Source organism: Arthrobacter flavus, from assembly GCF_039526005.1.
GTDB lineage: Bacteria > Actinomycetota > Actinomycetes > Actinomycetales > Micrococcaceae > Arthrobacter_D > Arthrobacter_D flavus.
In genome coordinates this window covers 1-24,290 of record NZ_BAAAIJ010000056.1, presented here as the reverse complement: position 1 = coordinate 24,290, position 24,290 = coordinate 1, and the positions used below count along the sequence as shown (strand labels likewise).

Below are 24,290 nucleotides of genomic sequence, written 5' to 3'. Positions count from 1 at the left end.
TTGAGTACCAGCGAACTCACCACACCCGGTCTGGGTGCTGGTCTCCGCGACGTCCTACGGTCCCGCTTCCTTTTGAAGCTTCTGGTCGCGAAGGAATTGAAGGTCAGATACCGTGGCTCGGTACTGGGGATCCTCTGGTCGTACGTCAAGCCAGGAGTGCAGTTCCTGGTGTTCTGGTTTGCGCTTGGGGTTTTCCTGGGGATGAACCGCAACACCGAGAACTATGCCATTTACCTGTTCTCTGGCATTGTGCTGATCAACTTCTTCAATGAGGCGCTGGGTAACGCCTCACGCTCGGTGGTGGGCAATGGTGGGTTGATCAAAAAGATCTATCTTCCCCGAGAACTGTTCCCGGTGGCGTCGGTGTGGGTGTCGGCGGTGCACTTCCTTCCACAACTGCTGGTGCTGCTGGTTGCCTGCCTGTTCGCTGGCTGGACACCCGGCTTCTTCCAGCTTTTTGCTGCGGTGGTGGGTTTCGCTATTGTCGCGTTGCTGGCCACCGGTCTGGGATTGTTCTTCGGCGCCGCCAATGTGTATTTCAGGGACAGTGAGAACTTCGTCGATATGCTCCTGATGATCGCGACCTGGGCTTCCCCGGTGCTGTACACCTGGACCATGGTGCGGGATGGCTTGGCAACGGCATTCTCGGCGGGAACGGCGTCGGTGCTGCTAGTGATCTATCAGGCTAATCCGTTGACTATTGCAGTTGAACTGTTTCACTTTGCCTTCTGGCTTCCCACCACATCGGAGATCACCGATCCGTTGATCGCTGCGCCACCGAACCTGCTCGACATGTGGCTCCCGATTGGACTGGCGACGGCCCTTCTCGTGACCATTCTGGGCCAATGGACCTTCCGGCGGCTCGAGGGCCGCTTCGCCCAGGAGCTGTGACAATGACAACTGCAATTGAAGTACATGGCATATCCAAACAGTTCGTGTTGCGTCACACCCGTTCCATCAAGGAAGCGTTCGTCTGGCTCGTCAAAGGACGGAAGGGCGACCTGTCCCAGAAGTTTCATGCCCTCGACAACGTTTCGCTAGAGGTTCGCCAGGGCGAGTCGGTGGCTCTGTTGGGGCTTAACGGCTCAGGCAAATCGACCCTGCTCAAGCACATCTCGGGCGTCATGCTGCCGGATGACGGCACCGTGCGGACCAGGGGGAGAGTTGCCGGGCTGATCGAGGTCGGGGCAGGTTTCCACCCGGACCTGAGCGGCCGGGACAACGTCTATCTGAACGGCGCAATCCTGGGCATGACGGAGCAACAGATCGATGACCTCTTTGAATCGATTGTGGAGTTCTCGGAAATCGGTCAGTTCATCGATACGGAGGTGAAGTTTTACTCCTCCGGCATGTATTTGCGGCTTGCCTTCTCCGTGGCCGTCCACACCAACCCTGAAGTGTTTCTCGTTGATGAGATCCTCGCGGTCGGTGACGAGCCGTTCCAGCGGAAGTGCATCGCCAAGATCATGGAACTGGCTGCCGCAGGGAAGACACTGGTCGTCGTCAGTCATGACCTGGACCTCGTTGCCCAGGTCTGCGAGCGGGGAGTCATCCTTGAACACGGGAAGATTGTCTTCGACGGTGAAGTCCACGACGCCGTTGCCCACCTACGCGGTGGCTCGATTTAGCGGCTACCGGGGGAGCCAGGGCCTAACAGGCGGTTACTTCGTAGAGGGTGGCATCGCCCTCAGAATCCAGTAGCTGGAAACCAGGTTTGGTTGCCAGGTCCTCGACACCGGGGTAGTTGTGGTCGCCCAGGTGTAATTCCGGCCCCGCAAAATCGAGCACGTAGTAGCTGTTCAATGTTTCGACCAGCTGGCAGATTTCCGGGTCGAAGCCAGCCTGGTCAAGACGGGTCAGGATTTTCAAATTCTCGTCGCCTCCGGTCGAGCCAACGTGAGGTGTCAGCGTTGGTATGCCCGCCAGTGCGTACGCGTAGACGGTGCCCGTCCAAGGATTGCCGGCGATGACCGCGTCGTCGGGTAGCTGGCCCGGCAACCGCTCGATGAGTGTTCGTTCATCGATGGACAGGAAATCGGAATCTTCGGTGAGCTCGTAGCTCTCCTGAGCCGTGGTGACTGTTTCCCGCATCTGCTTGCCCTGCGAGCCGACCGTGATGACAGCTATGGCGATCACTAACGCAACAACCGCTGGCAGTGACGCTCGGTAGCCGGATCGGTGGGCGCCCGCTGCCGAGGCCTGAATCCGCGCCACGAAAGCTGTGACAAGCCAAGACCCACCGATCACAGCAATAACGATCGTGGTCACCGGGAGCAGAGCCGCAAGGCGGAAGCTGTCGTTGTACCAGACACCCGTCAGCAGCGCCCGGTAGTCGTCCTGGGGGAAGGCTGTCGCCACCACGAACAGGTAGCCGGTCACGATGAATAGGCACAGTCCCCACCAGCCACCCTTCCGTTGGAGGACATGGAGAATCCCAGCCAGGACGAGGATGGTCAGCATGAGGGCGATGGGTCGACCTTGAGGAGCGGAGGCGAGCACCTCGCCGAACGCCTGCGCCGGGGTCTGGAATGGCTTCCAATCGGAGGCAGCCTCCCCGGGCCGAAGTCGCAGCCATAACAAATACACGGCCACGGCGTAAACGATCAGTGAGGCAACCGAGGGGAGATACCTCCACGCCTTCGACTGGGTGTGGTGGAGGTGCCGCCAATGCCGGACCAGGGCGACGGCGCCCATCGGCAGCATGAGGGCGAGAAGCGCCATCAAAGTGCTCGGGTGCGCCAAGGCGAGCCCAGGAAGTGTGCCGAAGAACCCCAGCAGGCTCACGGCCCATTTTTCATGGTTGTCGGCGCTCAAGCGCAGGACCATGGCTGCGAGACCAATCGAGGTCGGGAGCAGCGCTATCGACAGCAGATTCGGGTAGAGAACGCCAAAATCGAGCATCAGATAGGGGAATGCTCCGAACGCTGCAGAGAGCGCACCGGTCACCAGCAGCGGGATGGGACGGTTGCCGGTGATCCGGGTACACAGAAACATGCAGCCCAGCGGCCAGACCACTGCCGATATCACCAGGGTCGAGGCTGTCACAGCCACCGGTATGCTCGCCTGCGTCAGTTGGATGAGCAGCGAGACGAAGCCGTGCCAGGCGGCCGGGTAAAAATAAGGGTCAGCGCCGTTGGTTGTCAGACCACCCAAGGTGAGGGACGAAGCCGAGCCGGTGTCGCTGATGAACTGCAGTGCGTTGAGGTGGAATCCGGCGTCGTACGTCTGCGAGACATTGTCCGGAGCTGCGATGATTTCGATCAACCGCCACCCGATCAATACGGCCGCGAGGGCAAGTGCCGAGCCAAATGCGATGGATCGCTGGACCGAGTGCTGCGCTCCAGAGCGGGAGGAATGAGTCGTCGGATGAGTGCGGCGCCACAGGAGGCGGATGGATATTCCGCCCACGCTGAGAAGGAGGACGGGCGCGATCAACACCCAGAGACTCCACGTCACTCCGGCGAGGTCCGCTGCGATTGCTCCCAGTGCGATGACGCTGATGGTGAGTGGGGACGCCAGTGCCCCTGCGGTGATTCCCCTACTGCCGCAGGAGCGGGCAATAAGGTAACCGGGGATAAACATCAGTGCCAGGGCACTGAGGATTGTGGGAGCAGCTTGCCACCACGTCATTTATTCTCCTGGGTCATCGATTTTGGAACAGTAGCCACCATACTTCAGAAGGCTGAGAGAGTCCGAGTCCACCGGCGGACTAGCTAGTGGCTGTCAGCAGGCGATCAATAATGGTTCGGGAAGTTTTTTCGTCCTCGGTAGAGCTAAGCATTGCCGCCGCGGCGTGAGCGTTGCGTTTATACCGCTGCACGTCCTCGGGAGTGAGCTCTCTCAGAGTTTTGACCAGGGATTCGGTATCGAAATCATCAGTCACCCAACCGAGGTCGTGTCCCCGGATCAGCTGGGAAATCTCGATGGACGGACCGAAAACCAGGGCCAGGCGTGCCTGGACAAAGTCGAAGAATTTGTTGGGCAAAGCGAGACGCTGGTTGGTGGTGGCTGGGGGCAGCTGGTAGACGCCGACGTCGTAGGCATTGAGGGTGCGGGCCAGTTCTTCGGGCTTCACCGGAGGATGGAATCGGATCCTGCTGTCACCGCCAGCCAGGCTTTTCAGCGCGCGGAGGTACTTGCCGCCGTCGCGCGCTTCCACGAGGTAAAAGTCGAGAGTGAACCGGTCATCGAGTTGAGCGACGGCGCTGATCAGGCTCTCCAGGTTGCGTCCGGGGACAGCGCCGCCGCTGTGTACCAACCGGATGGTGCCGGGTTCCATGGGTGACGGCTCGAGCTGGGTGAAGGGCAGGGAGTTGCGTACTACGTCAACGGGCACTCCGAACCGATCCTTATAGAGGTCAGCGATCGAGTGGTTGACGGTCGTCACGGCGCTGACAGTTGGAAGATACTGGCGGCAGACATGAGTCATATAGGGAGCGACAAGGACCCGCCAGGAGAGCACCTGGGTGCGCTCCTCGGGCGCCCACTCATGCATGTCGCCCCACACGGGTGCTCCTGCCGCGACTGCATGAGCCAACGGGAGCGCGCGCGCCTCGTTGGCAACGATCAGATCAAACTGCCGCCCGGCCAAGAGCTTCAGGGCATCCTGCTCGGCCGGTGAGCGTAACTCGACAGCTTTATGCAAACGGAGCGCAAGTTTGAGAACCCCCGGTACGGTCTGTGGCAGCGAGGGGCGGGAGGAATCGATTTCCAGGTGTTCCTTGACTCCAGCTGGAGCGGAGCCATAACCGACGGTTGTGACCTCACCTGCCTCCCGTAGCAGCCTTAGCTGCCGCAGCACCCGCGAATCCGAATCAATGTCGGAGAAGGAAATGCAGAGTATCTGTGGTTGCATGGATTTAGACATGCCCGCCTACTGCTGTGGTCATCGAACCAGCCTAACTGGCCTCACAGCGATTCGGCGATGTGACAGTGGTCGCCGATGACATCGATTGGCGGGTATCGGACCCGTGAGCGTAGGAGGAGTCCCCGTGAGAATTGCGATCACCAAGAGCACCTTGCGGATTCCTCCCACCTACTTTGCTACGGCCCACGCAGAGCTGCTTAGTGAGAGATTCGACTTCGAGGCCTTCACCCTGGTGGCTGACGTGAGGGATCCTTCAGTGCGTCAGATGATCCGCCAGGCCGTGCCCTTTCCACAATTGGGATTCCGTCCAAGGGAACTGATCATGCCGGCGTTCATGCCCCTGATGACCAGGGCAATCCGGAACTATCACCCGGATGTCATTCACCAGCACTTCGCTACCTGGTCCCTCCCTGCGGTTCGTGCATCGCGCGGTGCTGGCACCCCCCTCCTGACGACTTTGCATGGCGCTGATGTCATGGTGTTCAGCAAGCCGGCGGCAACCGCGCAACAGCGGTGGCATCATCTCAACGTGCGCTCCGCCAACCAGACAAGTTCCCGCCTCCTGGCGGTCAGCGGGTACCTCGCGGACAGGGCGGTCTCGGCGGGGATGGACGCATCAAAGATCGTTGTGCACTACCAGGGAATCGACACCGACTATTTCGTCCCGCAGGCGCGCGACGACAGAGATCGGGAAGCTCCTGTTCTACTCTTTGTCGGGGCGCTGAACGAGCAGAAGGGCGCGCGCGATCTGCTCAAGGCGTCCCTGGAACTCATCAAAACCCAAGAACACCAGGTGCGATTGGTCGGTCAAGGGCCGTTGGAATCCGAACTCCGCGCCCTCGCCGACAACTCGCCCCATGTGACGTTTCTTAGCCCCCTGGGTCGAGCGGGAGTTCGCCGTGAAATGCAGCTGGCGCACTGTCTGGTGGCGCCGAGTCAACAGGTTGCAGGTACCCGGGAAGCGGCCGGGCTCGTCCTACTTGAGGCCCAGGCCTGCGCCACTCCTGTCGTCGCCTATGACAGCGGAGGGATCTCTGAAATGGTGAGCGACGAGACCGGCCAGTTGATATCCGAAGGGCACGTCAACGAGTTGACCTCGGCCTTATCAGAGCTGTTGACGATGCCGGTGGGGGACAAGGATTCGATGAATCGCCGGGCGAGGGATTTCGTTGTCGAGCATCGCAGCCTGCAGCGCAGTAGCACCGAGTTGGCCGACCATTACACTGATGTGGCACGGTGATCGTGTGCGATATGGGATACTAAACCAGTGAGCCGCTCCTGGATTGTTATACCGATGTATAACGAAGCCACCGTAGTTGGCGACGTTGTCAGGGGCCTGCTCCACCAGTTCCCGAACGTTGTGTGCATCGATGATGGCAGCACCGACAGCTCCGCAGCAGTAGCTGCTGCAGCTGGCGCGGTTGTCGTGAAGCACCCGATCAACCTAGGCCAGGGGGCGTCGCTTCAAACCGGCCTCGAGTATGCCCTGCAGGACCCGGAGCTGGACTGCATCATCACGTTCGATGCAGATGGCCAGCACCGGGTAGAAGATGCGGTTGACATGTCGAACCGCATCCTCTCAGGGGAAACCGAGCTTGTCCTCGGATCCCGTTTCCTTGATGATCGTAGCCAGGTGGGCTGGCTCAAGAGATTGGTGCTGCGCACGGCTGCTTTGCAGTTCCGCCTGTCCACTGGACTCAACCTGACGGATGCCCACAACGGACTCAGAGCGATCAGCCCGAGTGTCGCGCGGGGTATTCACCTCAAACAGAACCGGATGGCTCACGCCTCGGAGCTCATTCACCAGATTGCGGAGTTGCAGCCCCAGTGGGTCGAGCATCCTGTGCAGATTGTCTACACCGACTACTCGAAGGCCAAAGGCCAGTCGCTGCTGAACTCGGTCAATATTCTCGCGGATCTTCTCTTTAGGTGATGTTTTGCTGATTCTTATTCAGATTGTCCTGGTACTCGCGGTCATTTTTGGGTCCCTCGTGCTCATGCGCGGGGGAGCAAACGCCCGTCACCTTGCCGTTCGCCGAATCCTGCTGGTGGCTTTCGCCATCTCAGCGGCACTCAGCATCTTCTTCCCTGCCGTCCTCACCTCAGTGGCACAATTCCTGGGCATCGGCCGCGGGACCGACCTGGTGCTTTATGCCCTGATCGTGAGCTTCCTGGTGTTTATGGCGACGACATATCAACGATTCAGACAACTTGAATCATCTGTCACGAAGCTCGCCCGAAGGGTCGCACTCGACGAGGTACCGCGCCCCGGTGGCTCGAAGGACTGACATCCCCGACCCGCTAGTGCTGGTACCGGTCTTTGAAAGCCCGTCGTGTACCTCCGAGGCCATAGAACGCGCCCGAAACTTTTCCGCGGCGAAGCACCGCCCAAGCGGTGCGGACGGCCGGAAGATCCACTGCAATCAATAGGTCGGTGGCCTCGAGTGCTTCCACGTAGGGGGAGTCAGAGCTGATCGCCCGCCAAAAGACCCGTGACTGGTCAAGAGGGCCCAGGGAGTTCAACAGCCGGCCCGGCGGCGTGCGACTGAGGAATTGATATAGCGATCCGGCTCCCAGTTTTTGAAGCAACCGGTCCAATCGACCAGGACGGAGATCGGCCACAGCCCGCCGTTGTTGGCCCCCGAGAGTAGTGGGGGCTAGCCAGGAAACCAGGGTCACCTCGACTGGTTGCCCGGTCCATTCCTCGAGAGCACTCTCCAACGACTGGGCGCCCAGCGTCGAGCGGATTACCTGATCCGGGGGTGTTGTGGATCCGACGAGCACGCCGATACGCAGCGGGGTGGTAGTCACTGGAATCCTCCGACGAGCGCCCGCAGGTCACGAATCCTGGGGAGGAGCTGATTCTCCCGTGACAGGTGATCCGCCCATGCTCGGGCGAGACGCTGCTTTTCGGGGCTGGCCGCCACAGCGCTTTCCCCAGCCCGGGTCAACAACCGCGCGATGTGGGTTCCGGAAAGTACCTCGGCAGGGAACCAGTCTGGATGACCCTCCAGAATCCCCGTCGAGGCAGTGTCCGGATGATGCAGAGACACAATGGGAAGGCCTGTGGCCGCGTATTCGAAGACCTTGCCGCTGGTCACGTACTTGCTCCTGCCCAGAATGAGGAGGAGGACATCGAAGGTCCTGTACACCTCAGCGACCTGTGTCTTGCTGACGGCACCCTCGTAGCTCACGCCGTCGTGCCTGTACTCCTCCAAGAGCCCAAGAAGCGCTGGGTCCGGCTCCGCGTAGTGCCCCAGTCGCCCCCTGATCACCAACCTGGACTTGGCCATCAACGCCGAGGTGGAGCGCGCGAGACGCCACCCTTCAAGAGACTCACGTAAGGGCATCGGCCCGTACATGGTGCCCAGGTACCCGAAAGTCAGACCTGTCGCCTCCGCGTTCGTCTGAGGTTGGTGATCCACGAATTGGCGCGCGAACTCCTGATCGAATCCGTTGGCAACCACGTGGAAGACCTCTGCGCGCTCCGGATAGTTCGCAGCATGCCAGTCACGGATTGGTGCGTTCACGAACCACGCTTCAGCAGCGTTCCCCAACAACCGGCGTTCCATCCGGGCCGAACGGCTGCGAGGTGATCCGATGCGCTTGTCGCGGTATACATCCAGGTGCCACGTGTCACGGTAATCCATGACATAGGGGATCTTGTGGTTCCGGTTGAGGTGCCATCCCGGGGTGAAGTCCACATTCGGGTTCGCTGTCCCGATCACCAGGTTCACCGGCTTTTCTCGGTGGACCCGTTCAGTCGCGGCGACGAGGCTTCTCCGCCAGCTCCCGTACCCGGCCTCGGGGAATGCCACCCGGTCGCGCTGGGATCGGGTGTACGTCCAGAGCAGGTTGGAGGCGACCCGCGTCCTTGACCATTTCGCGAGGTCAGGTTGGCCTCGATCCCAGTTGAAAGGCACCCGCACGACAGTGATGCGGGGGTCTATTCGGGACTCCAGCTCCGGGTCCGTGCCGGTCTGGTACTCGAATACCTCCCGGGACGCTGTCAGGACCGTGACATCCCAGCCTTCGGCGGCGAACATGTTGGCGGTGGCAAGGGCGCGGTACACCCCGGCGCCGCGGGATGGCGGGAACCCCCACGCGACGTAAAGCAGGTGAGGGCGTCCCCTGACCACAGTGTCCGCCTGCATTAGTTCAATCCCGCGAGAGCGGCCTGCCTGGCGAAATCAGGAACCTGGGCGATGACTTCCTGGAAGGAGCCCTGTGCCTCGATCCTGCCGGCTTTCATGAAGAACACAATGTCAGCGCCGCGAATCGTCGCTAGCCGGTGAGCCACAGTGATCACGGTAACCTCGCCATGCAACTCGCGAATTGCGGTTGTTACGGCAGATTCGGTGCTGGTATCCAGCGCGCTGGTCGCCTCATCCATGACGAGCACACTTGGCCGGTTGTAGAGGGCTCGGGCGATCCCGAGGCGCTGACGTTGTCCGCCAGAGAGTGCCAGGCCTCGTTCCGCGATGAGTGCGTCAATGCCCCCTTCGCGGTCCTGGATCGTATCCAACAGTTGCGCGCGTCGTAAGGCAACATTGACCTTCTCGCGGTCCACCTTGGCAGGATCCCAGGTGAGCGCGACATTCTGTCCAACAGTTGCATCGAAGAGGGACACCTCCTGGGGCACATAACCGATCCGCTTTCGCCACGCGTCGAGGACGAAGTCCATGCGTTCTCCCGCCACTTCGACGTGTCCAGTGGTCGGCTCCAGGAGACCCAGCAGAATGTCGATCAAGGTGGATTTCCCAGCCCCCGAAGCACCAACAAACGCAACGTGAGAACCCGCTGGAATAGTGATGTTCACGTTGTCCACGGCTGGGCGGTCAGCGTCAGGGTAATTGAAGGCCACGTTGCGCAGGATGATATCGGTCCGGCCGTCGCCCAGCTCATGCTGGGGACGCTGGGTGGCCTTGGTAGCAAGTAGCTCGTCACCGGTCTTGATATCCCGCATGACCTGATGCGCGAACGGAGCGCTGGAGTTTGCCTGTGACTGAACCGCCTGCAGACGGGTGAGCGAAGGAACCAGGCGGAAGCCAGCGACGGCGAAGAGACCCACGGCGCTGATAGCGCCGGTGGGACCGCCGGTCAGGAGGCCTACACCTCCCACCAGGGCAAATCCAACAACCAGCGCCGCCTCTAGGACGTAGCGGGGCACCTGAGCAAGGAAGATGGACTGCGCACGCGCACGAGAGCTATGGGTCCGGGTTTCCCGGGCACTATCCTGAACATCCGCAGTGCGCCCGGCAAGGGTCAGTTCCTTCAGCGCGTTCATTGCCTCAGTCAGAATCTTGACCGTCTTGCTTGACCACTTTCGGTTCTCCTGGCCTGCGGCCACCGAGCGTGGCGATATGACACGAGCGAGAATGAAAGCGACAAGTCCCAGATAGGCGAGAGTCACCACCGCAATGATCGGTTCAGAGACGAACAGGATAATGACCACTGCCAGAAGGGTACCGATCTCGGCGAAAAGCGTCATAGCTGGGATAAGGACGCCCGACACGGTAATGCCGACCCCCACGTCGACCATCCGGATGAGCTCGCTTGAGTTCTTCTTTAGCCGGTCTTCCCAGGACGAGGCCAAATAGGATGCGAACAGCCGGTCCCCGATCGCCACTTCATGGGTGGCGAACCTCCTCGTGGCGATCCTGAGCAGAAGCACGCTGAGCGCGCCCTTCAGGACAATGAGGACGCAGACGAAGATGAGGATCGGAAGGATGTAGCCCGTGACGTCGCCGAAAACGGGAATGACGACGTCGGACCCCGCAACTAGTGACGGGAGCAAGAGGGCAATGGTCCCCAGCGCCACCAGATCGAGGACCGCCAGACAAGCGCTGGCGATCCCGTAGGCCAGAAGGAATCGTCTGCTTCCTGAGGGCAGGGTGGCCAGTAGTGGACGCAGGATCTGAAGTAAGTTTTTCATACAGTGCTAAGAATACGTGAGAGCGGGGGCCTTCCCGGTTGGCTACGCGCCGGGGTCAACTGTGCTCGCTGTTAGGCTGAATCCATGAAACCCCGTTTGCTTCTCCTGTGTTTTTCGCCCCTCAGACGCGACCCCCGGGTGCTCAGACAATTGAAGGTTCTACGCGACGACTACGACGTTTCCACCTGCGGTTTTGGGCCCGCACCGGACGACGTCGTGGAGCACTATGAAATTCCGGATTCCAGCAAGGGCTGGTGGCCGGTTGAACTGGCGATGGCAGGTGCCTACGTCCTGACTCGGCAGTTCGCCCGGTTCTACCGCAATGAGCCACGCGTCAAAGCCGCCCTGGAGTTGGTTCCACAGGGCCACTTTGATGTCATTATCGCCAATGACCTGAACACGGTGCCGCTGGCGTCCATGCTGCGACCCACTAAAGGTTTCCACGCGGATCTCCATGAGTGGGAGCCGCGCGTGCCGGGGTCAGGGCCTGTCTGGTTCTTCATCAATCACCCGTACATCCAGTGGCAGCTCCGCCAGCTCAAGCGAGCATCATCGGCAACCACCGTGGCTCAGGGAATCGCAGATGCCTACTCGGACACCTACGGGGTGCGCGCTGGTGTGGTCACCAACGCTGCTGACTACGCCGATCTATCACCCACCGAGACAACGACGCCGCTGCGGATCATCCACAGCGGGGGTGCGAGTAAGGCCCGTCGGATTGATGTGATGATCGACGCCATGCGTGGCGTGGACAACGCCACCCTGGAACTGATGCTGGTTTCCTACGGTGACAACATCATTGAAACCCTTAAAGAGTATGCGGCCGGAATGCCCAACGTCACGTTCCGTGAACCAGTCGGGTACGCGGATCTGGTCACCACTCTCAACGACTACGACCTGGGCATGCACCTGCTGGCTCCAACGAGTTTCAATAACAAGATGGCCTTGCCGAATAAGCTATTCGAGTACGTCCAGGCGCGGCTGGGGATCATCATCGGGCCATCCCCGGAAATGGCCCGCATTGTCAATGAGCACGATCTGGGGGTGGTGTCTGATGACTTCTCGGCGGAGAGCCTCCGCGAGGTCATCCAGTCCCTGACAGCAGAGCATGTCGCTAAATACAAGCAGAACAGCCACAATGCAGCCGAAGCGCTGTCCTCGGAGAGGGCAGTACAGCCATGGCTGGCAGCCGTGCGAGCGATCGCACCCACTGCCTAGCTGTAGTGATCCAGACCACAAAAAGCGATGCCGTGCCGGAACTCCGGCACGGCATCGCTTTTGGTGGTTAACGTTCTACTTCAGCTGTGAGCCTGCGACCGTGAAGTGGTACCAGCCGTGGCCCACCTGGGTGGCGGATCCCCACCGGCTCCCATTGGCGATCGGAAAGTATTGAAGAGTTCCATCGTTACGTTTCGCTAGCACGCCGCGGCTACCAGACCCGGTAAACCCTGAGGTGGCGGTCAGGGTAACCATCGAACCCCAGCCAGCGCCAATCACCGGGCGGGCGCCGTTCGCGAAGTTCCCTCCGCCTTTGCCACGGAATAGCACCAGTTGCGAGGACTGGTTGCGAGCAATCATGTCCTGGTTGCCATCCTTGTCGAAATCAGTCATCACGATTGACATGTTGTGGAAGCCGACGCCGATCTGCGCAGGGCTGGCGAGCGATCCGGACGAGTTCTGATTCCAGACCAGAAGTGTTCCATTGGATCGGATACCAGCCACAGCTGGGCGGGCACCTCTGGTCCATTGCCCCGATGTCAGAGTCATACCAGCCCACCCTGACGAGGCAAGAACTCGCTGGTTGTCGAAACCGCCCTTGGCCCGCCCAAGGTAGACCCCCAGTCCACCTGAGCGCCACTGGGCGATGAGATCCAGCACCCCATCGTTGTTCCAATCGACTACATGGAGCGATTTCGCTCCCGACCAGCCCTGCCCCATGCGCTGTTTGGCGCCGAAACCCCCACGCGCTGTTGACGGGTAGTTCCATAGCTGCCCTGCTGAGTCGACAGAGACTAGATCGGCCAACGATTTGATCGACGGTCCGGCAGGTTTGGGCGCGGCGGGCGGGCCGGAGTTGCGGGTGAAGGCGGTCAGGGCAGCGGCGGTACCGTTCCAGACGTTCCAGTCGCCGACCACCGGGCCTTCGCTGGTGTACTGCCAGAGGCTGTACTTGTTCCACCCGGAGGGGAGGGTGCCCGCGCCAGAGTTGTTGTAGGCGGCAATATGCAGCGGGTGGTTGGTGAAGGCTGTTGAGTTTCCGGTGCACCTGTTCCACCAGTCGGTGGTGGTGTAGATCATGGGCACGCGACCGGTGCGGTTGAGCATCGTGTTCGAGAAGTCCCTGATCCAGTTCACCATCTGGGAGGGGCTCATGTTGTAGCAGGAGTTCCCGAGTGACGGGTACGGGTTGTATTCGACGTCGAGCAGAGGGGGAAGGGTTTTACCGTCCGAGGTCCAGTTGCCGCCGTTGTTGATGAAGTAGTTCGCCTGCGCCGCTCCCGAGGAGATGCTGGGGATGGCGAAGTGGTAGGCGCCACGGACCATTCCGATGTTTGCCGAACCAGTGTACTGCTGGTTGAAGTTGGGGTTCTTGTAGCTCAGTGCTTCGGTGGCCTTGGTGTAGGCGAAGCGGGATCCCTGGTTCCAGACGGCGGACCAGTTGACATTTCCCTGGTGGGAGCTGACGTCCACGCCGACGATGCCCTGGGGGCGCCAGGTGTTCACTGACGGGGTGACGGCGGCCGGTGCGTCACTGAGTGCTGACCGGTTCTGCAGTTCCCTGGTGGTGGGGACCTGCGGGTCGCCGGATTCGATGATGCGTTCCACACCCTGGCCAAGACTTGCCCCATGCGGTCCGATCAGCTGGGCGAGGGCCTCAGGATCCGCAGCCAATTCGGCAGCAGTGAGCTCTTCAGGCGCCTTCTCTTCAGCCGGAACCTCTTCAGCCGGAACCTCTTCAGGTGCCACCTCGGCGGGGTCCGATGCTTCGGCGGGCGCTGGAGTCTCAGACGTTGGAACAACGATCTCAGGGTCGACGGTCGCCGGGTCGGCAGGAGTCGGTGCTGTCGTGGCATCGAGAGGCGCAGCAGGTGCCACTTCGGATGGCACAGCGTCAGCCGGCGTCGAAACGGTCGGCTCTGAGGGGATGGGCTGCGGCGCGGCGGTCGCTGGCACTGATCCAGCAGCCAAGGCTGCGGTCAAGAATGCGGCGGCAAGGACAGTAGAGGCGCGAGAGTGGTTCACAGAAAAGTCTCCGAGTAATGCGAGCCCGAGGCGAGAGGGGGCGTCGTCCCCTTGAGACTAGCCCAATGTGACTCATGTGACTACAGAGACAGCTGTTACGGCAACGGTGTTCGTTATCCCCAGCGCCTGGACTGGGGGGTGGGCGAAGTCACCCGTTTCCCCTATCCTGTAGTGCATTCACCGGTTACACCCACGGTCTCGGGCATCCGGCCTCAGGGCTCGGGCTGCCCTGATTCAAGGGACTCCTATGGACGCCGTACGTATTATCGAGGACGAGGTTCGTGAGCTCATCCGCCGTCGTGGACTGGACCCGGCACGGCAGGGTGAGGAGGTGTTCCGGCTGGTGCAGGCCGCCGTCGACGATTACGACGAGCGCACCATGCTCGGTACACTCCCACAACTTGGGCAGCGCGACGTGGCGCAAAAGTTTGTGTTCGACGCCGTCGCTGGCTTTGGCGCCTTGCAGCCGTTCTTTGATGATCCGACGGTCGAGGAGGTCTGGATCAATTCCCCCACCGAGATTTTCGTGGCGCGGTCCGGTGAATCAGAGCTAACCTCGTTGGTTCTGAGCGAGCAGCAAATCCACGACCTGGTCGAACGTATGCTCAAGTCATCGGGCAGACGGCTCGACCTATCCTCGCCGTTCGTGGATGCGGCCCTGCCTGATGGATCTCGGCTCCATGTGGTGATCCCGGATGTGACGCGCCGTCACTGGTCAGTCAATATTCGAAAGTTCATTGCCAAGGCGACCCGGTTGGAACATCTGGTCGGGTTGGGCACACTGTCGCCGCAAGCTGCCCGTTTTCTGGACGCAGCGGTAGTGAGCGGGTTGAACATCCTGGTGTCGGGTGCCACTCAGGCCGGTAAGACAACCCTGTTGAACTGTCTCGGTTCGAGTATCGGTTCCCGGGAGCGGGTGGTGACGGTCGAGGAGATCTTTGAACTCAAGCTTCCGCTGCGAGACGTGGTGGGGATGCAATGCCGACCACCCAATCTGGAAGGGCAGGGGGAGATCCCGCTCCGGAGACTGGTCAAGGAAGCACTTCGGATGCGCCCCGACCGGTTGGTCGTGGGCGAGGTTCGGGAGGCGGAAAGCCTTGACATGCTGATCGCCCTTAATTCTGGGCTGCCCGGGATGTGTAGCGTCCATGCCAATAGCGCCCATGACGCAGTGACCAAGATCTGCACCCTTCCCTTGCTGGCTGGGAACAACATCTCGAGCGCTTTTGTAGTGCCTACGGTGGCGTCATGCATCGATCTCGTGGTTCACTGCGAACGCTTTCGGGACGGCCGCAGGAGGGTCACCGAAATTCTGTCTCTCGGTAGTCGGGTGGAGAACGGCATTATCGAGACTTCGACCGTGTTTCAAAGGGTCGACGGTGACCTCGCCGTCACGGCGTCCGCCATGCCCGCCGAAAAGAAATTCGCCAGTGCAGGTTTCCAGATCGCCCGCATCCTGGAGCCAACGGCATGACTACGGTCATCGGGGCAGGACTCGGGGCGGGCCTTTTCATGATCTGGTGGTCCTGCTGGGTCGAACCTCGCAAAAGTCAGCAGACCACCCGCCGCACCCGCCGGGTTGACGACCTGCTGCTGCGCGCTGGTATCGAAGCTGTCTCAGCGGGAGGCCTGATTGCCACGTCGCTGGGCATCGGAGGTGTGGTCTTCCTGACGGTTCTGGTCCTCACCGGATCACCTCCGATCGCTGCGTGCTTCGGTCTGTTTGGTTCGCTGCTACCCGTGGGCGTCGTCCGTTGGCGCGCACGTCGTCGGGCGGCTTCCCTGAGGGAACTCTGGCCCGACGTCGTCGATCATTTACGATCAGCCATCCGCGCAGGGCTGTCCCTGCCGGAAGCCATCAGCCAACTGGGCGAGAAGGGACCTCAAGAGCTGCGTCATGCCTTCACCGCGTTCAGCGACGATTACCGGGCGGGCGCAAGGTTCGATGATGCCCTGGGACGACTGAAAGTCAGGCTCGCTGATCCGGTCGCCGATCGTATTATTGAGGCGCTGAGAATGACCCGGGACGTCGGCGGCTCCGACCTCGGACGGCTGCTGGGCACGCTCGCGGAATTTCTTCGGGATAGCGCCCGCACACGAAGTGAACTGGAAGCCCGCCAGTCCTGGACCATCAACGCTGCGCGGCTCGCGGTTGCCGCGCCATGGATCGTGCTGATGTTGCTCGCTACCCGTCCTGAGGCGGTAAGGGCTTACAACACCGCCACGGGTGCTGGAGTGTTGATTGGTGGTCTCGTGGTTTCGGTGGTCTGCTACCGGGTGATGCTCCGGATCGGTGCCTTGCCCCAGGATGAGCGGGTATTGCGATGATGGACCAGCAGGCACTGGCCACCCTGATCGGCGCCTCTCTCGGCGTCGGTCTTTGGCTCCTGCTGGTGCGGGTCCCTTTCTTTCGGCCGCCACGATTCGTCGACCGGGTGGCACCTCAGCTGAAATCAGTGGGTGTTCGTTCCCGGCTCCTGGATGGACCGCCGTCAACGCTGAGCCCTTTTGGGCCAATCGAGCGCATTGCGCGGCCGGTACTGAACGACGTCGTCCGCTGGCTGGGCCGGTTCAACCCGGGATCCGCAGCGCTCGCGAGACGCCTATCTCAGGCGGGTCAGGAACGGCAGGTGGCCGATTTTCGGGCCGAGCAGATACTGTGGGCGGCTATCGGTCTGGGCGCGTCCACGCTCCTGATGGTCTTCCTGGCACTCTCGGGCAGCATCGATCCGCTTCCTGCAGTAGCCATCGTTGGCGGGTGCACGGTGGGGTGTTACGTGTTGCGGGACTACTTTCTGTCGGTTCAGATTCGGAGACGGGAAACCAGAATGCTGGCCGAGTTCCCGAGCCTGGCCGAGTTGATGGCCCTCGCGGTTAGCGCCGGCGAGAGCGCGACAGGTGCCCTCGAACGGATCTGTCGAACATCCAACGGAGAGCTTTCCCGGGAGTTTGAGCGAGTCCTCGCGGAAACCCGAGCGGGGTCGCCGCTAATGACTGCTCTCCAGGAATTCTCCAACCGCACCCGGTTGACCCCCCTGGTGCGGTTCGTGGATGGCATTACTGTCGCGGTGCAGCGGGGAACTCCGCTGGCCGATGTTCTCCGGGCGCAGGCGCAGGACGTCCGCGACGTATCCAAACGCGAGTTGATGGAAGCAGCGGGAAAGAAGGAGATCGCCATGATGGTCCCCCTGGTTTTCGGGGTGCTTCCCCTGACGGTCCTTTTTGCCGTGTACCCAGGCATCGCCCTTATCAGTCTTGGCCTGTAACCCACCCAGCAGCGTCGACGGAAGAGGAAAAAGTGAAACTGAAGCGAATGATGTACCGGATCCTGTTAGCTTTTCACCTGCACCTGGTGTTTGCGTTCACCCGGATGGTGGGAACGGTGAACAACGCAGACGATGATCCGCCCGAGCGGGGAGATGTGCCCTCATGTTCTCTGTAAAGCTTCACTGTTTTGGGCCTTTTGTTTATCTAGCGAGCGGCGCTGATGCTGGTGGTCCACACGAAGCGCTTGGTGTCGTGCAATCAAAGGTGCGCCGTGGATCATAATGTTGCGCCTGATCTGGCCCGGGTGTATCGCCCATTGACAGTCAAGTCGTATCAACCAGCCAGAGCTTCAAAAGGTCGCGTATTTGCGCCGTCGAAAGCCTATGTTTCTTCATCTATATCAAAAACAGTTTTTACCAGTGTGTAGGTATTTCAAAAACTGTTTTTGATTGCTGTGCGTAATATTCCTAAAATATTTTCGACACGCCGTTCAATTTCGTCGATTATCACTCACAGTGACCGCATGATCGTTGGTATTCGTACGCAAGAATCCGCAGTAGGTTCGGAGTAATTTTGGTGAATAGCAGGGCGCAGGATGACGACGGTAACGGGTGGACACAAGTGGACGATGCAGCCAGATTGATTTTGACTGAGACTGGTGCGCTACCGAATGTGGCGTCCATTTTTCACCCCTTGGCCGCAGAGTTTCAAGACATCGCACAGAGGGAACGGGCGCTGGGCATTCCGGCGGGAATGCCGGTATTGGTGTCCGCGACAAAAATAGACGATCGGTTAAATGTGTACTTTCGGCACGGCTTCCCCAGGGACCGAATGTCTACAGCGAGGACATATGCCAAGGAACTACGGCTATGGATGAATTTCCTCCAAATTCGTGACGTCGATTGGGACGAGGCAAGGAGGGAAGATGTCCGTGCGTTTCAGACTTGGAGGGTCTATGACGAAAACAATGCCGAAAGAGTCACGCCGTCGACCTGGAATAAGGGTTATGCCGCCCTGAGGCACTTTTACGCCTGGGCCCATCGAGAAGGCTGGATGGACAGCGACCCGGTAGGTACGCAGGATTCATTGCGTAATCCCTTCTCGGCCAGCGGCTATCGGGAAAAGAATGCCCGTGCTTCAAGAGATCGGTGGATAACTCCTGCCGAATACGCGATGTGGCGCGATGTTGGGTTTCGAGGTTATGGGGCAGTGGTAAACGAGGGCAGAGTTACTGCAGGCCTGCAGAAGGATATGTTTCGCGGCCGCAATATTGCTAGAAACGTGGCCTTCGTCGACTACATTCTTTGTACCGGATTGCGAGCGGAGGAGATAGGGAATATCTTAACGATTGAGGTTCCATCGGCCGTGGGCGATAAAGCTCCAATTTTTGGCAAAGGTCATGTATTCAGACACTACGAAGTCCTCAACCGCATGGGCTTGGTCTCTGTGCACGCCTATCTTGAGGGGGAAAGACGCGAAATTATCCGGCGCGCCCAACGAAAGAACCGATACAAGAGATTACAGCTGTCTATACGGATAAGTGAAGTCCTGCCTGGTGGTCGGCAGGGGCAGAAAATTCGACTTTGTGATGGCCGAGTCGCGGACGTCTCGATGATGACAAGCCGAGAACGTCGTCGACTGCTGATTGAGGGGACAGGAGGACTGGAGCCTGCGGCGCTGTGGCTGACCGAGGCGGGGGATTCGATGCCTCACACTAGTTGGAATGCTGTTTTCAACGCCGCCAATTCCCGCGCTTCTGTAACCCGCGAGGAATTGGGCGTCCGTTCCCCGTGGGTACACGTTACGCCGCATTCACTCAGGTTCACTTTCGCTTTGATGGTACTTGTCGCGGGGGTGCGTGCCACTGACGAGCAATTAGGCTTCGGCCCCGTAGATCCTTTCTTGATCGGGAACTATATGCACGTTTTCGAAGAGGTAAGGGATTTACTGGGCCATGCCAGTGTCAATCTGACTGTGCGTACCTACCTCGAGCCTGTGAAAAGTTTAAGGAGGTCTTCGGTCTTCCGTGGAACAAGTATCGAAGAAGTCTGGGCGGCACTCGCTGCGGCGAGCTCGCTGGTTGGCTTCGGCGGTGAGTCGTGAGCCGGGGACGGAGGGCATCATTGCCCTACGGACGCCAAGAGGTAGAACCGCTGAATGCTCTTGTTGTCGTCCTCAGGCTCGAGGACGATCCCGCATATCGAATCGATCTGTCTCGTATGGTCGGCCCCTCACTTGTTCGGGCGCAATTACTAACCGCTATCTGGAATCGGTCAACTAATGCAGGTGGTGTGCGGCGAGTCAGCACTGCGAAATCGAACCTGCGAGTGGTGTCAGCGTTCCTTCGATGGGTTGTGATCATCGGTCGGCTAAAGAAGGGCGAGGGAATGCAGATAGAAAGTTTGTCGGAGCTAACAGTTTTTCATCTCAGAATGTACGACGACTACTTGGCAAGCAAGTACCGGCCGCATACCGCCGCGAACTACTACGGTGTTCTGTTGTCAATGGTCAGGCACTCACCGGTAGTGCCTGTCGAGACCCGGATGTGGGCCAAAGGACGCAGAGGACGGCAGTTGCCTCTATTGGAACCAATACGGCGATACACCGCAGAGGAGTTCGCCGCGATCCGTAGTGCCGCGCGCCGTACGGTGCTGGCTGCTCATAACCGGATAGACGGGGCGTACTTGTTGGCGCAGCAGCACGATCTTCCCACTTGCCCGCAACCGATTCGTGCTAAAGCGCTTTACGAGGTGCTCGTGCGAGGAAAGCCACAGTCAGTGGAGGGCCTTCTCTCTCTTGGTGTCAGCAAAGCGAGTGTAGCCGCTGCCGGAGGGGATTTGGCTGTGCGGCGCTGGCTGTTTTTGGATGGATCTGAAGTATTAGCCGCTGCGGTTCTTATAGCATGCGAGAGAGGTCTGAACCTTTCACCTGTCGTCACGGCGCCCTTGCCGGTGGAGCACGAGCCGGGGATTATGCAGTTGAATTTGGACAAACCTAGACGCGGACCATACGCGCGTTTCTGGCCGGAAATCTTGGTTGATGATTCTGAAGGTTCTAACGATGGCCAAATCGTCTCGAAGGCAGCCACAACGATTCGACTTATCGCCGAGGCCACAGAGCCTGCTAGGGCCTACTTAGCATCTCGTGGTGAAAGCACACCACGGTTGCTTGTCTATTGTGCTGGACCGGTGGGGGTGCGAGTCGGGCTGCCCCGATACAAATCCAGAAAGGAGGCTTCTTGGATTCCGCAAGGAGTAAGCATCGACTTTCGAAGGATACGGATCAGCGTGCCGGGCGCGGGAGTGACAAAAGAGCCAACTAACCATAGCCCTGACACCTATCTGAGTTACGTGCGAAACGATCCAGAGTCCCTGAATCAACAACGCGAAGAGGCGGCGCTCGGGGTCCAAAAGCTGATGGATCATACCCGTGCTGGTCTGGCAGTCCGTGTGCTCGCGGACAGCCAGGCGGATGCGAAGTCTGATGCCCTCCTGGTCAATTGTTCGGATCCGAGCCGCCGCCCTGACACTGAGAAGGCGTGTACGACTGGCTTCTACTCCTTCCTCGACTGCCTGGAGTGTCCGAATGCCGCCACGGTTCCACGATTGCTACCAAGACAATTGGCTGCACAGCATGTACTCGAGGAGCTTCGCGACAGCATGGGCGAAGCGTGGGAGCGCAGATTCGCGCGCCACTACTACGCCTTGGTAGCAGTGATCGAACGCCACACACCAACAGAACGGGAGGCAGCTGCGTCCGAAGTCAGTACGCACGTTCCCAACATCGTTGCAGCACTAAGACATGAGGTACCAAATTGACTGCCGCCAAATTCGACTACCTGCCGCCTGTTCGCCGAGGCGAACTCATTTTGCCTACGGATGCGACGCCTAGTATCGCGCAGTATCGGGTTCACAACCCCCACGCAACTATCGAGCCGTTCAACGCAGACTCGTGGCCAATGGCCGCTCTAAACAGTGCAGACCGATGGACCCACACACTCAGGTTCGCTGACTGGCCAGTCGGGTTCCAGGATTTCGCACGCCACGTGGCATATGTCCTGATCAATCATGGCAACCCCGAGTCCTTCATGGAGCAGCGCAATGGCAACCCGGCCGTTCGATGGCCAGCCACCGGAACTATCTATAACATTCTTCACCGGCTTCGGAGGCAAGTACTCTGGCTGACAATTGAGTGGAGCGAGCGGCACAGCTCGACTCCGGTGACCCAGCCTAGCGACCTAGACCAGCGCCACCTAGACGACTTGAAAGGGTGGGTGGAGCAACGTCAGGTAAGCGCAGGCGAACGGGCCGCGTATTTATCGGACATCATCCGCGTTTGGCATCTTAACCCCTGGCTCCCTGAAACCGGCCAGTGGCCCGAACCGGTTTGGCGTCATAGTAATTGGCGGCCGAAACGGCGCTATGAGGAAAATAAGACACTGCCCATAGACCAGGCAGCATTTGCTCCGATGCTGGAGTGGGCAGTCGCCTTTGTTACAACTTTTAGCTCCGACATCTTCGCCGCACACCATCATTATCGAGGTCGCACCAAATTATCTGCAGACATCTCGAAATCCAAACGGGATGCCAGAGAATGTCTTCTCCGATATGCAGCTGCTGGCCAGCCTCTACCCGCGAAATCCACTGAGACGGACGCGACTGACGTGCGAGTCTCGTGGAACGTCATGGAGTATCGCCACAAGATTGCAGCTCATACCTTCATTAACACGTACAGGGATGGAGTGAAGTCGCTCCAAAATGTGACTTTTGACGACCTAGAATCGGCTCTCGAAGTGCCCATCACTGGCGAATTCCATCGCAGGCAGTGGATTCCATTTATCAGCGTCTACGACGTGAGCGTTAATGCCCGGCGAGGTACCACCGATGGGGTGGGTCCTATGGTAGGCCATCTTCGGACCGCTTGCCTTATCGTCATAACGGCATTGACGGGTATGCGACCGGAGGAGGTTCTAAATCTCAGAGCGGGTTGTGCTCCAGATCCGATTACTCGCCCGGGCGGGTCACGTCTTTATCTAATCCACGGGAGCGTGTTCAAAGGAAAATCTCGCTTGGACAACGGGTCCTTGCGTGAGCGACGCCCAGCCGTTTGGGCAACCATTCCGGTGGCTGCTCAAGCAGTTCATGTGTTGGAGAGCATCCTGGGGGACGAAAGAGACGACGATGCTCTCTTGTTCACAACGCACAAGCTACTCCCTGTTCACGCTCGTACAGCTAACACTTGGCTAGAGACCTTCCAAGAGTTCGTTAGCTTGCGATTAGCACCGCATTCCGCATCGCCGGTTGGTTTCAATATTCCTCCGGACCCCGACGGGGCGATAACGCTAAGCCGCTTCCGTCGCACCCTAGCTTGGTTCCTGAGACATCGACCCAATGGGAGCGTAACGACCGCCATACAGTATCAACACCTAGGTCTTGCTGTTGGAGAAGGTTATGCAGGAACGAAAGCATCTGGCATGCCGGATCTACTACTGGAAGAAGACTGGGCCCATCGCGCAGCTACGATTCGGCACCTGGATTTTCAGCTCTCCGGAGGAGAGGGTCTTGGAGGTCCAGCAGCGGGGAGGGCATTGGAGGCGACCCGCCGACTGCCGAGAAATCTCACGCCGGGGGATTATCGCCGGCTTGGAAAAGATAAGACCCTTCGAGTGTATGAGAACCCTGCGGCCATCGCCTTGTGTATCTTTGACGAGTCAAAAGCTCTCTGCCGAAAGCTCGAAGAGGGTGGTAAAGACACTCGGCCGGACCTGCTTACTTGTGTCGACAGTTGCTCAAACATTGCACGTACTGACGATCACATCGCCAGCATTACACATCAAATGGATAAGCTGCGGGCTGAGGCGAAATTGGCGCCGCTGCCTATGGCGCAATCTATGCTTGCGCAGGCAGATCGAAATGAACGGATAGTTGCTTCATTCGGCGCCAGCCGGATACTGCTGTCAGACGCGAGGGAGCAGCCTTCCACAGTCGCGCACGAGGAGCTTCAGGGCAAACCGAGTGAGTGATGATTTGGGGCCGGCCGACGACGCCGGGTCGAGAACAGGGATACCTAGCAATGTCGAGATCCAATCCGAGAAGGACGCAACCCGCAGAGCTGTTCTAGCAGCGATTCAACGGATACTTCTCCGGCATCCCAAGCACGTTTTTTCTGGTGACAACTCCGTTAGTCATCTGGCGCTGGAAGCACAAGTAGGGCGACACCACCTCTACACCGGTCTTGCTGATCTTCGGAACCGCTTCGAGTACCTTCGCGACAAAGCAGGTGAACCTACTCCAAAGGAGCTTGAGCTTCAGTCCGCCTTGAGCCGAGCCAAGGCAGAAACCGGCCGACTACTTGACCTTCAAGCTAGGACGAGGCAGGATGCCGACGAATGGAGGGGGCTCACCGAACTACTGGCCCGGGCAATCAGCACCCTTCAGGAAGAACTTCATCAGGAACAAATAAAAGCTGAACGTTTGGATCGTAGGCTCCGGAAGTTGAAGGAAGGTCCCGGACACGCACCCGCACTCGTGCTTATGCATCGGAGACGGGGCACTGAATCCCCCTCAGGTTGATGATCTGCTCGGTTTCTGAGCTGGGTGGCTTCGGGCTTTTTAGGGTTTGACACGTCCGGTATTTGCAGACCGAGGAAGGTCTGTGGGTGACTGGCAGACTAGGACAATGAGCAAACATCCTGGAAACCCCTACTGGTGCCAGACACATGACAACCCGACTGGCATATATACCCGCGGCGACTGGGATGAGGCGGTGGCCGGTGGCCACATAACTCCCGAGCACGTATGGGAAAGGCTCTACCGCATAGCTATCGGAGAGTTCGGCGTCATGGGTCCCGCAGGATACGACGAGGATGGGTTTTTTCTCAGCCTTACAGCTGAGGGTTTGGTTGGGTCCCCGTGTAGAAGTCCAGTGTTTGTGTGAGTTTCGTGTCCGAGAATGGACACAGGAGGAAATTCACGAATC

Annotated in this window: 19 protein-coding genes; 13 read left to right on the top strand and 6 right to left on the bottom strand. The window is 59.4% G+C overall.

The window, feature by feature from the left end:
• Both ABD059_RS14225 and ABD059_RS14220 read left to right on the top strand, forming a co-directional pair.
• Nucleotides 1-891: an ABC transporter permease gene (locus ABD059_RS14225; protein WP_343881180.1), complete on the top strand. Its 891-nt coding sequence runs from the start codon at nt 1-3 to the stop codon at nt 889-891.
• A gap of 2 nt (nt 892-893) precedes the next feature.
• Complete coding sequence (locus tag ABD059_RS14220; protein ID WP_343881178.1) at nt 894-1,628, top strand: ABC transporter ATP-binding protein; 735 nt, start codon at nt 894-896, stop codon at nt 1,626-1,628.
• A 22-nt stretch (nt 1,629-1,650) separates the two neighbouring features.
• On the opposite strand, the gene ABD059_RS14215 is transcribed toward ABD059_RS14220, so the two are convergent.
• On the bottom strand, nt 1,651-3,630 hold the full coding sequence (locus ABD059_RS14215; protein ID WP_343881176.1) for a DUF6541 family protein: 1,980 nt from the start codon (nt 3,628-3,630) through the stop codon (nt 1,651-1,653).
• 79 nt (nt 3,631-3,709) lie between these two features.
• Entirely contained in the window at nt 3,710-4,867 is a 1,158-nt protein-coding gene (locus ABD059_RS14210; RefSeq protein WP_343881174.1) for a glycosyltransferase, read from the bottom strand.
• Between the two features lie 124 nt (nt 4,868-4,991).
• On the opposite strand from ABD059_RS14210, the gene ABD059_RS14205 reads away from it, so the two are divergent.
• The 3 genes from ABD059_RS14205 to ABD059_RS14195 are packed head-to-tail and all read left to right on the top strand — an operon-like array spanning nt 4,992 to nt 7,155.
• Nucleotides 4,992-6,107, top strand: a complete 1,116-nt coding sequence (locus ABD059_RS14205) for a glycosyltransferase (RefSeq protein ID WP_343881172.1) — start codon at nt 4,992-4,994, stop codon at nt 6,105-6,107.
• A 54-nt stretch (nt 6,108-6,161) separates the two neighbouring features.
• A complete protein-coding gene (locus tag ABD059_RS14200; protein WP_343881170.1) occupies nt 6,162-6,800 on the top strand; it encodes a glycosyltransferase family 2 protein in 639 nt (212 codons plus the stop codon).
• Between the two features lie 4 nt (nt 6,801-6,804).
• A complete protein-coding gene (locus tag ABD059_RS14195) occupies nt 6,805-7,155 on the top strand; it encodes a DUF2304 domain-containing protein (protein ID WP_343881167.1) in 351 nt (116 codons plus the stop codon).
• Between the two features lie 13 nt (nt 7,156-7,168).
• Here ABD059_RS14195 and ABD059_RS14190 read toward each other — a convergent pair whose 3' ends face one another.
• From ABD059_RS14190 to ABD059_RS14180, 3 genes are read right to left on the bottom strand one after another with little or no spacing between them, the layout of a single operon-like run.
• Entirely contained in the window at nt 7,169-7,678 is a 510-nt protein-coding gene (locus ABD059_RS14190; RefSeq protein WP_343881165.1) for a hypothetical protein, read from the bottom strand.
• The gene (locus ABD059_RS14185) at nt 7,675-9,021 is read right to left on the bottom strand and encodes a glycosyltransferase (protein WP_343881163.1); all 1,347 of its coding nucleotides are present in this window, start codon (nt 9,019-9,021) and stop codon (nt 7,675-7,677) included. The genes ABD059_RS14190 and ABD059_RS14185 overlap by 4 nt, the downstream gene beginning before the upstream one ends.
• Complete coding sequence (locus ABD059_RS14180; protein ID WP_343881161.1) at nt 9,021-10,802, bottom strand: ABC transporter ATP-binding protein; 1,782 nt, start codon at nt 10,800-10,802, stop codon at nt 9,021-9,023. Before ABD059_RS14180 ends, ABD059_RS14185 begins: the two co-directional genes overlap by 1 nt.
• Before the next feature lie 84 nt (nt 10,803-10,886).
• Between ABD059_RS14180 and ABD059_RS14175 the strand changes: the two genes are divergently transcribed.
• Nucleotides 10,887-12,020 carry a glycosyltransferase family protein gene (locus tag ABD059_RS14175; protein ID WP_343881159.1) on the top strand — a complete coding sequence of 378 codons (1,134 nt, stop codon included), beginning with the start codon at nt 10,887-10,889 and terminating at the stop codon, nt 12,018-12,020.
• Between the two features lie 75 nt (nt 12,021-12,095).
• On the opposite strand, the gene ABD059_RS14170 is transcribed toward ABD059_RS14175, so the two are convergent.
• Nucleotides 12,096-14,045 (bottom strand): GH25 family lysozyme, encoded by a 1,950-nt coding sequence (locus ABD059_RS14170; protein ID WP_343881157.1) that lies wholly within the window; start codon nt 14,043-14,045, stop codon nt 12,096-12,098.
• A 247-nt stretch (nt 14,046-14,292) separates the two neighbouring features.
• Between ABD059_RS14170 and ABD059_RS14165 the strand changes: the two genes are divergently transcribed.
• The 7 genes from ABD059_RS14165 (at nt 14,293) to ABD059_RS14135 (ending at nt 24,248) form a co-directional block, all read left to right on the top strand.
• Nucleotides 14,293-15,519, top strand: a complete 1,227-nt coding sequence (locus tag ABD059_RS14165; RefSeq protein ID WP_343881155.1) for a TadA family conjugal transfer-associated ATPase — start codon at nt 14,293-14,295, stop codon at nt 15,517-15,519.
• Nucleotides 15,516-16,373 carry a type II secretion system F family protein gene (locus ABD059_RS14160; RefSeq protein WP_343881153.1) on the top strand — a complete coding sequence of 286 codons (858 nt, stop codon included), beginning with the start codon at nt 15,516-15,518 and terminating at the stop codon, nt 16,371-16,373. Before ABD059_RS14165 ends, ABD059_RS14160 begins: the two co-directional genes overlap by 4 nt.
• On the top strand, nt 16,370-17,311 hold the full coding sequence (locus ABD059_RS14155; RefSeq protein WP_343881151.1) for a type II secretion system F family protein: 942 nt from the start codon (nt 16,370-16,372) through the stop codon (nt 17,309-17,311). The genes ABD059_RS14160 and ABD059_RS14155 overlap by 4 nt, the downstream gene beginning before the upstream one ends.
• A 32-nt stretch (nt 17,312-17,343) precedes the next feature.
• On the top strand, nt 17,344-17,487 hold the full coding sequence (locus ABD059_RS14150) for a hypothetical protein (RefSeq protein ID WP_343881149.1): 144 nt from the start codon (nt 17,344-17,346) through the stop codon (nt 17,485-17,487).
• 446 nt (nt 17,488-17,933) lie between these two features.
• Nucleotides 17,934-19,415 (top strand): tyrosine-type recombinase/integrase, encoded by a 1,482-nt coding sequence (locus tag ABD059_RS14145; protein ID WP_343881147.1) that lies wholly within the window; start codon nt 17,934-17,936, stop codon nt 19,413-19,415.
• 329 nt (nt 19,416-19,744) lie between these two features.
• Complete coding sequence (locus ABD059_RS14140; RefSeq protein WP_343881145.1) at nt 19,745-21,130, top strand: hypothetical protein; 1,386 nt, start codon at nt 19,745-19,747, stop codon at nt 21,128-21,130.
• 2,860 nt (nt 21,131-23,990) lie between these two features.
• Nucleotides 23,991-24,248, top strand: a complete 258-nt coding sequence (locus tag ABD059_RS14135; protein ID WP_343881143.1) for a hypothetical protein — start codon at nt 23,991-23,993, stop codon at nt 24,246-24,248.
• The last annotated feature ends 42 nt before the right edge of the window (nt 24,249-24,290 follow it).

Excerpts from the sequence above, each read along its gene's own strand:
- ABD059_RS14220 (WP_343881178.1), top strand. The coding sequence starts at position 894 with ATGACAACTGCAATTGAAGTACATGGCATATCCAAACAGTTCGTGTTG.
- ABD059_RS14215 (WP_343881176.1), bottom strand. The coding sequence starts at position 3,630 with ATGACGTGGTGGCAAGCTGCTCCCACAATCCTCAGTGCCCTGGCACTG.
- ABD059_RS14210 (WP_343881174.1), bottom strand. The coding sequence starts at position 4,867 with ATGTCTAAATCCATGCAACCACAGATACTCTGCATTTCCTTCTCCGAC.
- ABD059_RS14200 (WP_343881170.1), top strand. The coding sequence starts at position 6,162 with ATGTATAACGAAGCCACCGTAGTTGGCGACGTTGTCAGGGGCCTGCTC.
- ABD059_RS14185 (WP_343881163.1), bottom strand. The coding sequence starts at position 9,021 with ATGCAGGCGGACACTGTGGTCAGGGGACGCCCTCACCTGCTTTACGTC.
- ABD059_RS14180 (WP_343881161.1), bottom strand. The coding sequence starts at position 10,802 with ATGAAAAACTTACTTCAGATCCTGCGTCCACTACTGGCCACCCTGCCC.
- ABD059_RS14175 (WP_343881159.1), top strand. The coding sequence starts at position 10,887 with ATGAAACCCCGTTTGCTTCTCCTGTGTTTTTCGCCCCTCAGACGCGAC.
- ABD059_RS14165 (WP_343881155.1), top strand. The coding sequence starts at position 14,293 with ATGGACGCCGTACGTATTATCGAGGACGAGGTTCGTGAGCTCATCCGC.
- ABD059_RS14160 (WP_343881153.1), top strand. The coding sequence starts at position 15,516 with ATGACTACGGTCATCGGGGCAGGACTCGGGGCGGGCCTTTTCATGATC.
- ABD059_RS14155 (WP_343881151.1), top strand. The coding sequence starts at position 16,370 with ATGATGGACCAGCAGGCACTGGCCACCCTGATCGGCGCCTCTCTCGGC.
- ABD059_RS14140 (WP_343881145.1), top strand. The coding sequence starts at position 19,745 with ATGTACGACGACTACTTGGCAAGCAAGTACCGGCCGCATACCGCCGCG.
- ABD059_RS14135 (WP_343881143.1), top strand. The coding sequence starts at position 23,991 with ATGAGCAAACATCCTGGAAACCCCTACTGGTGCCAGACACATGACAAC.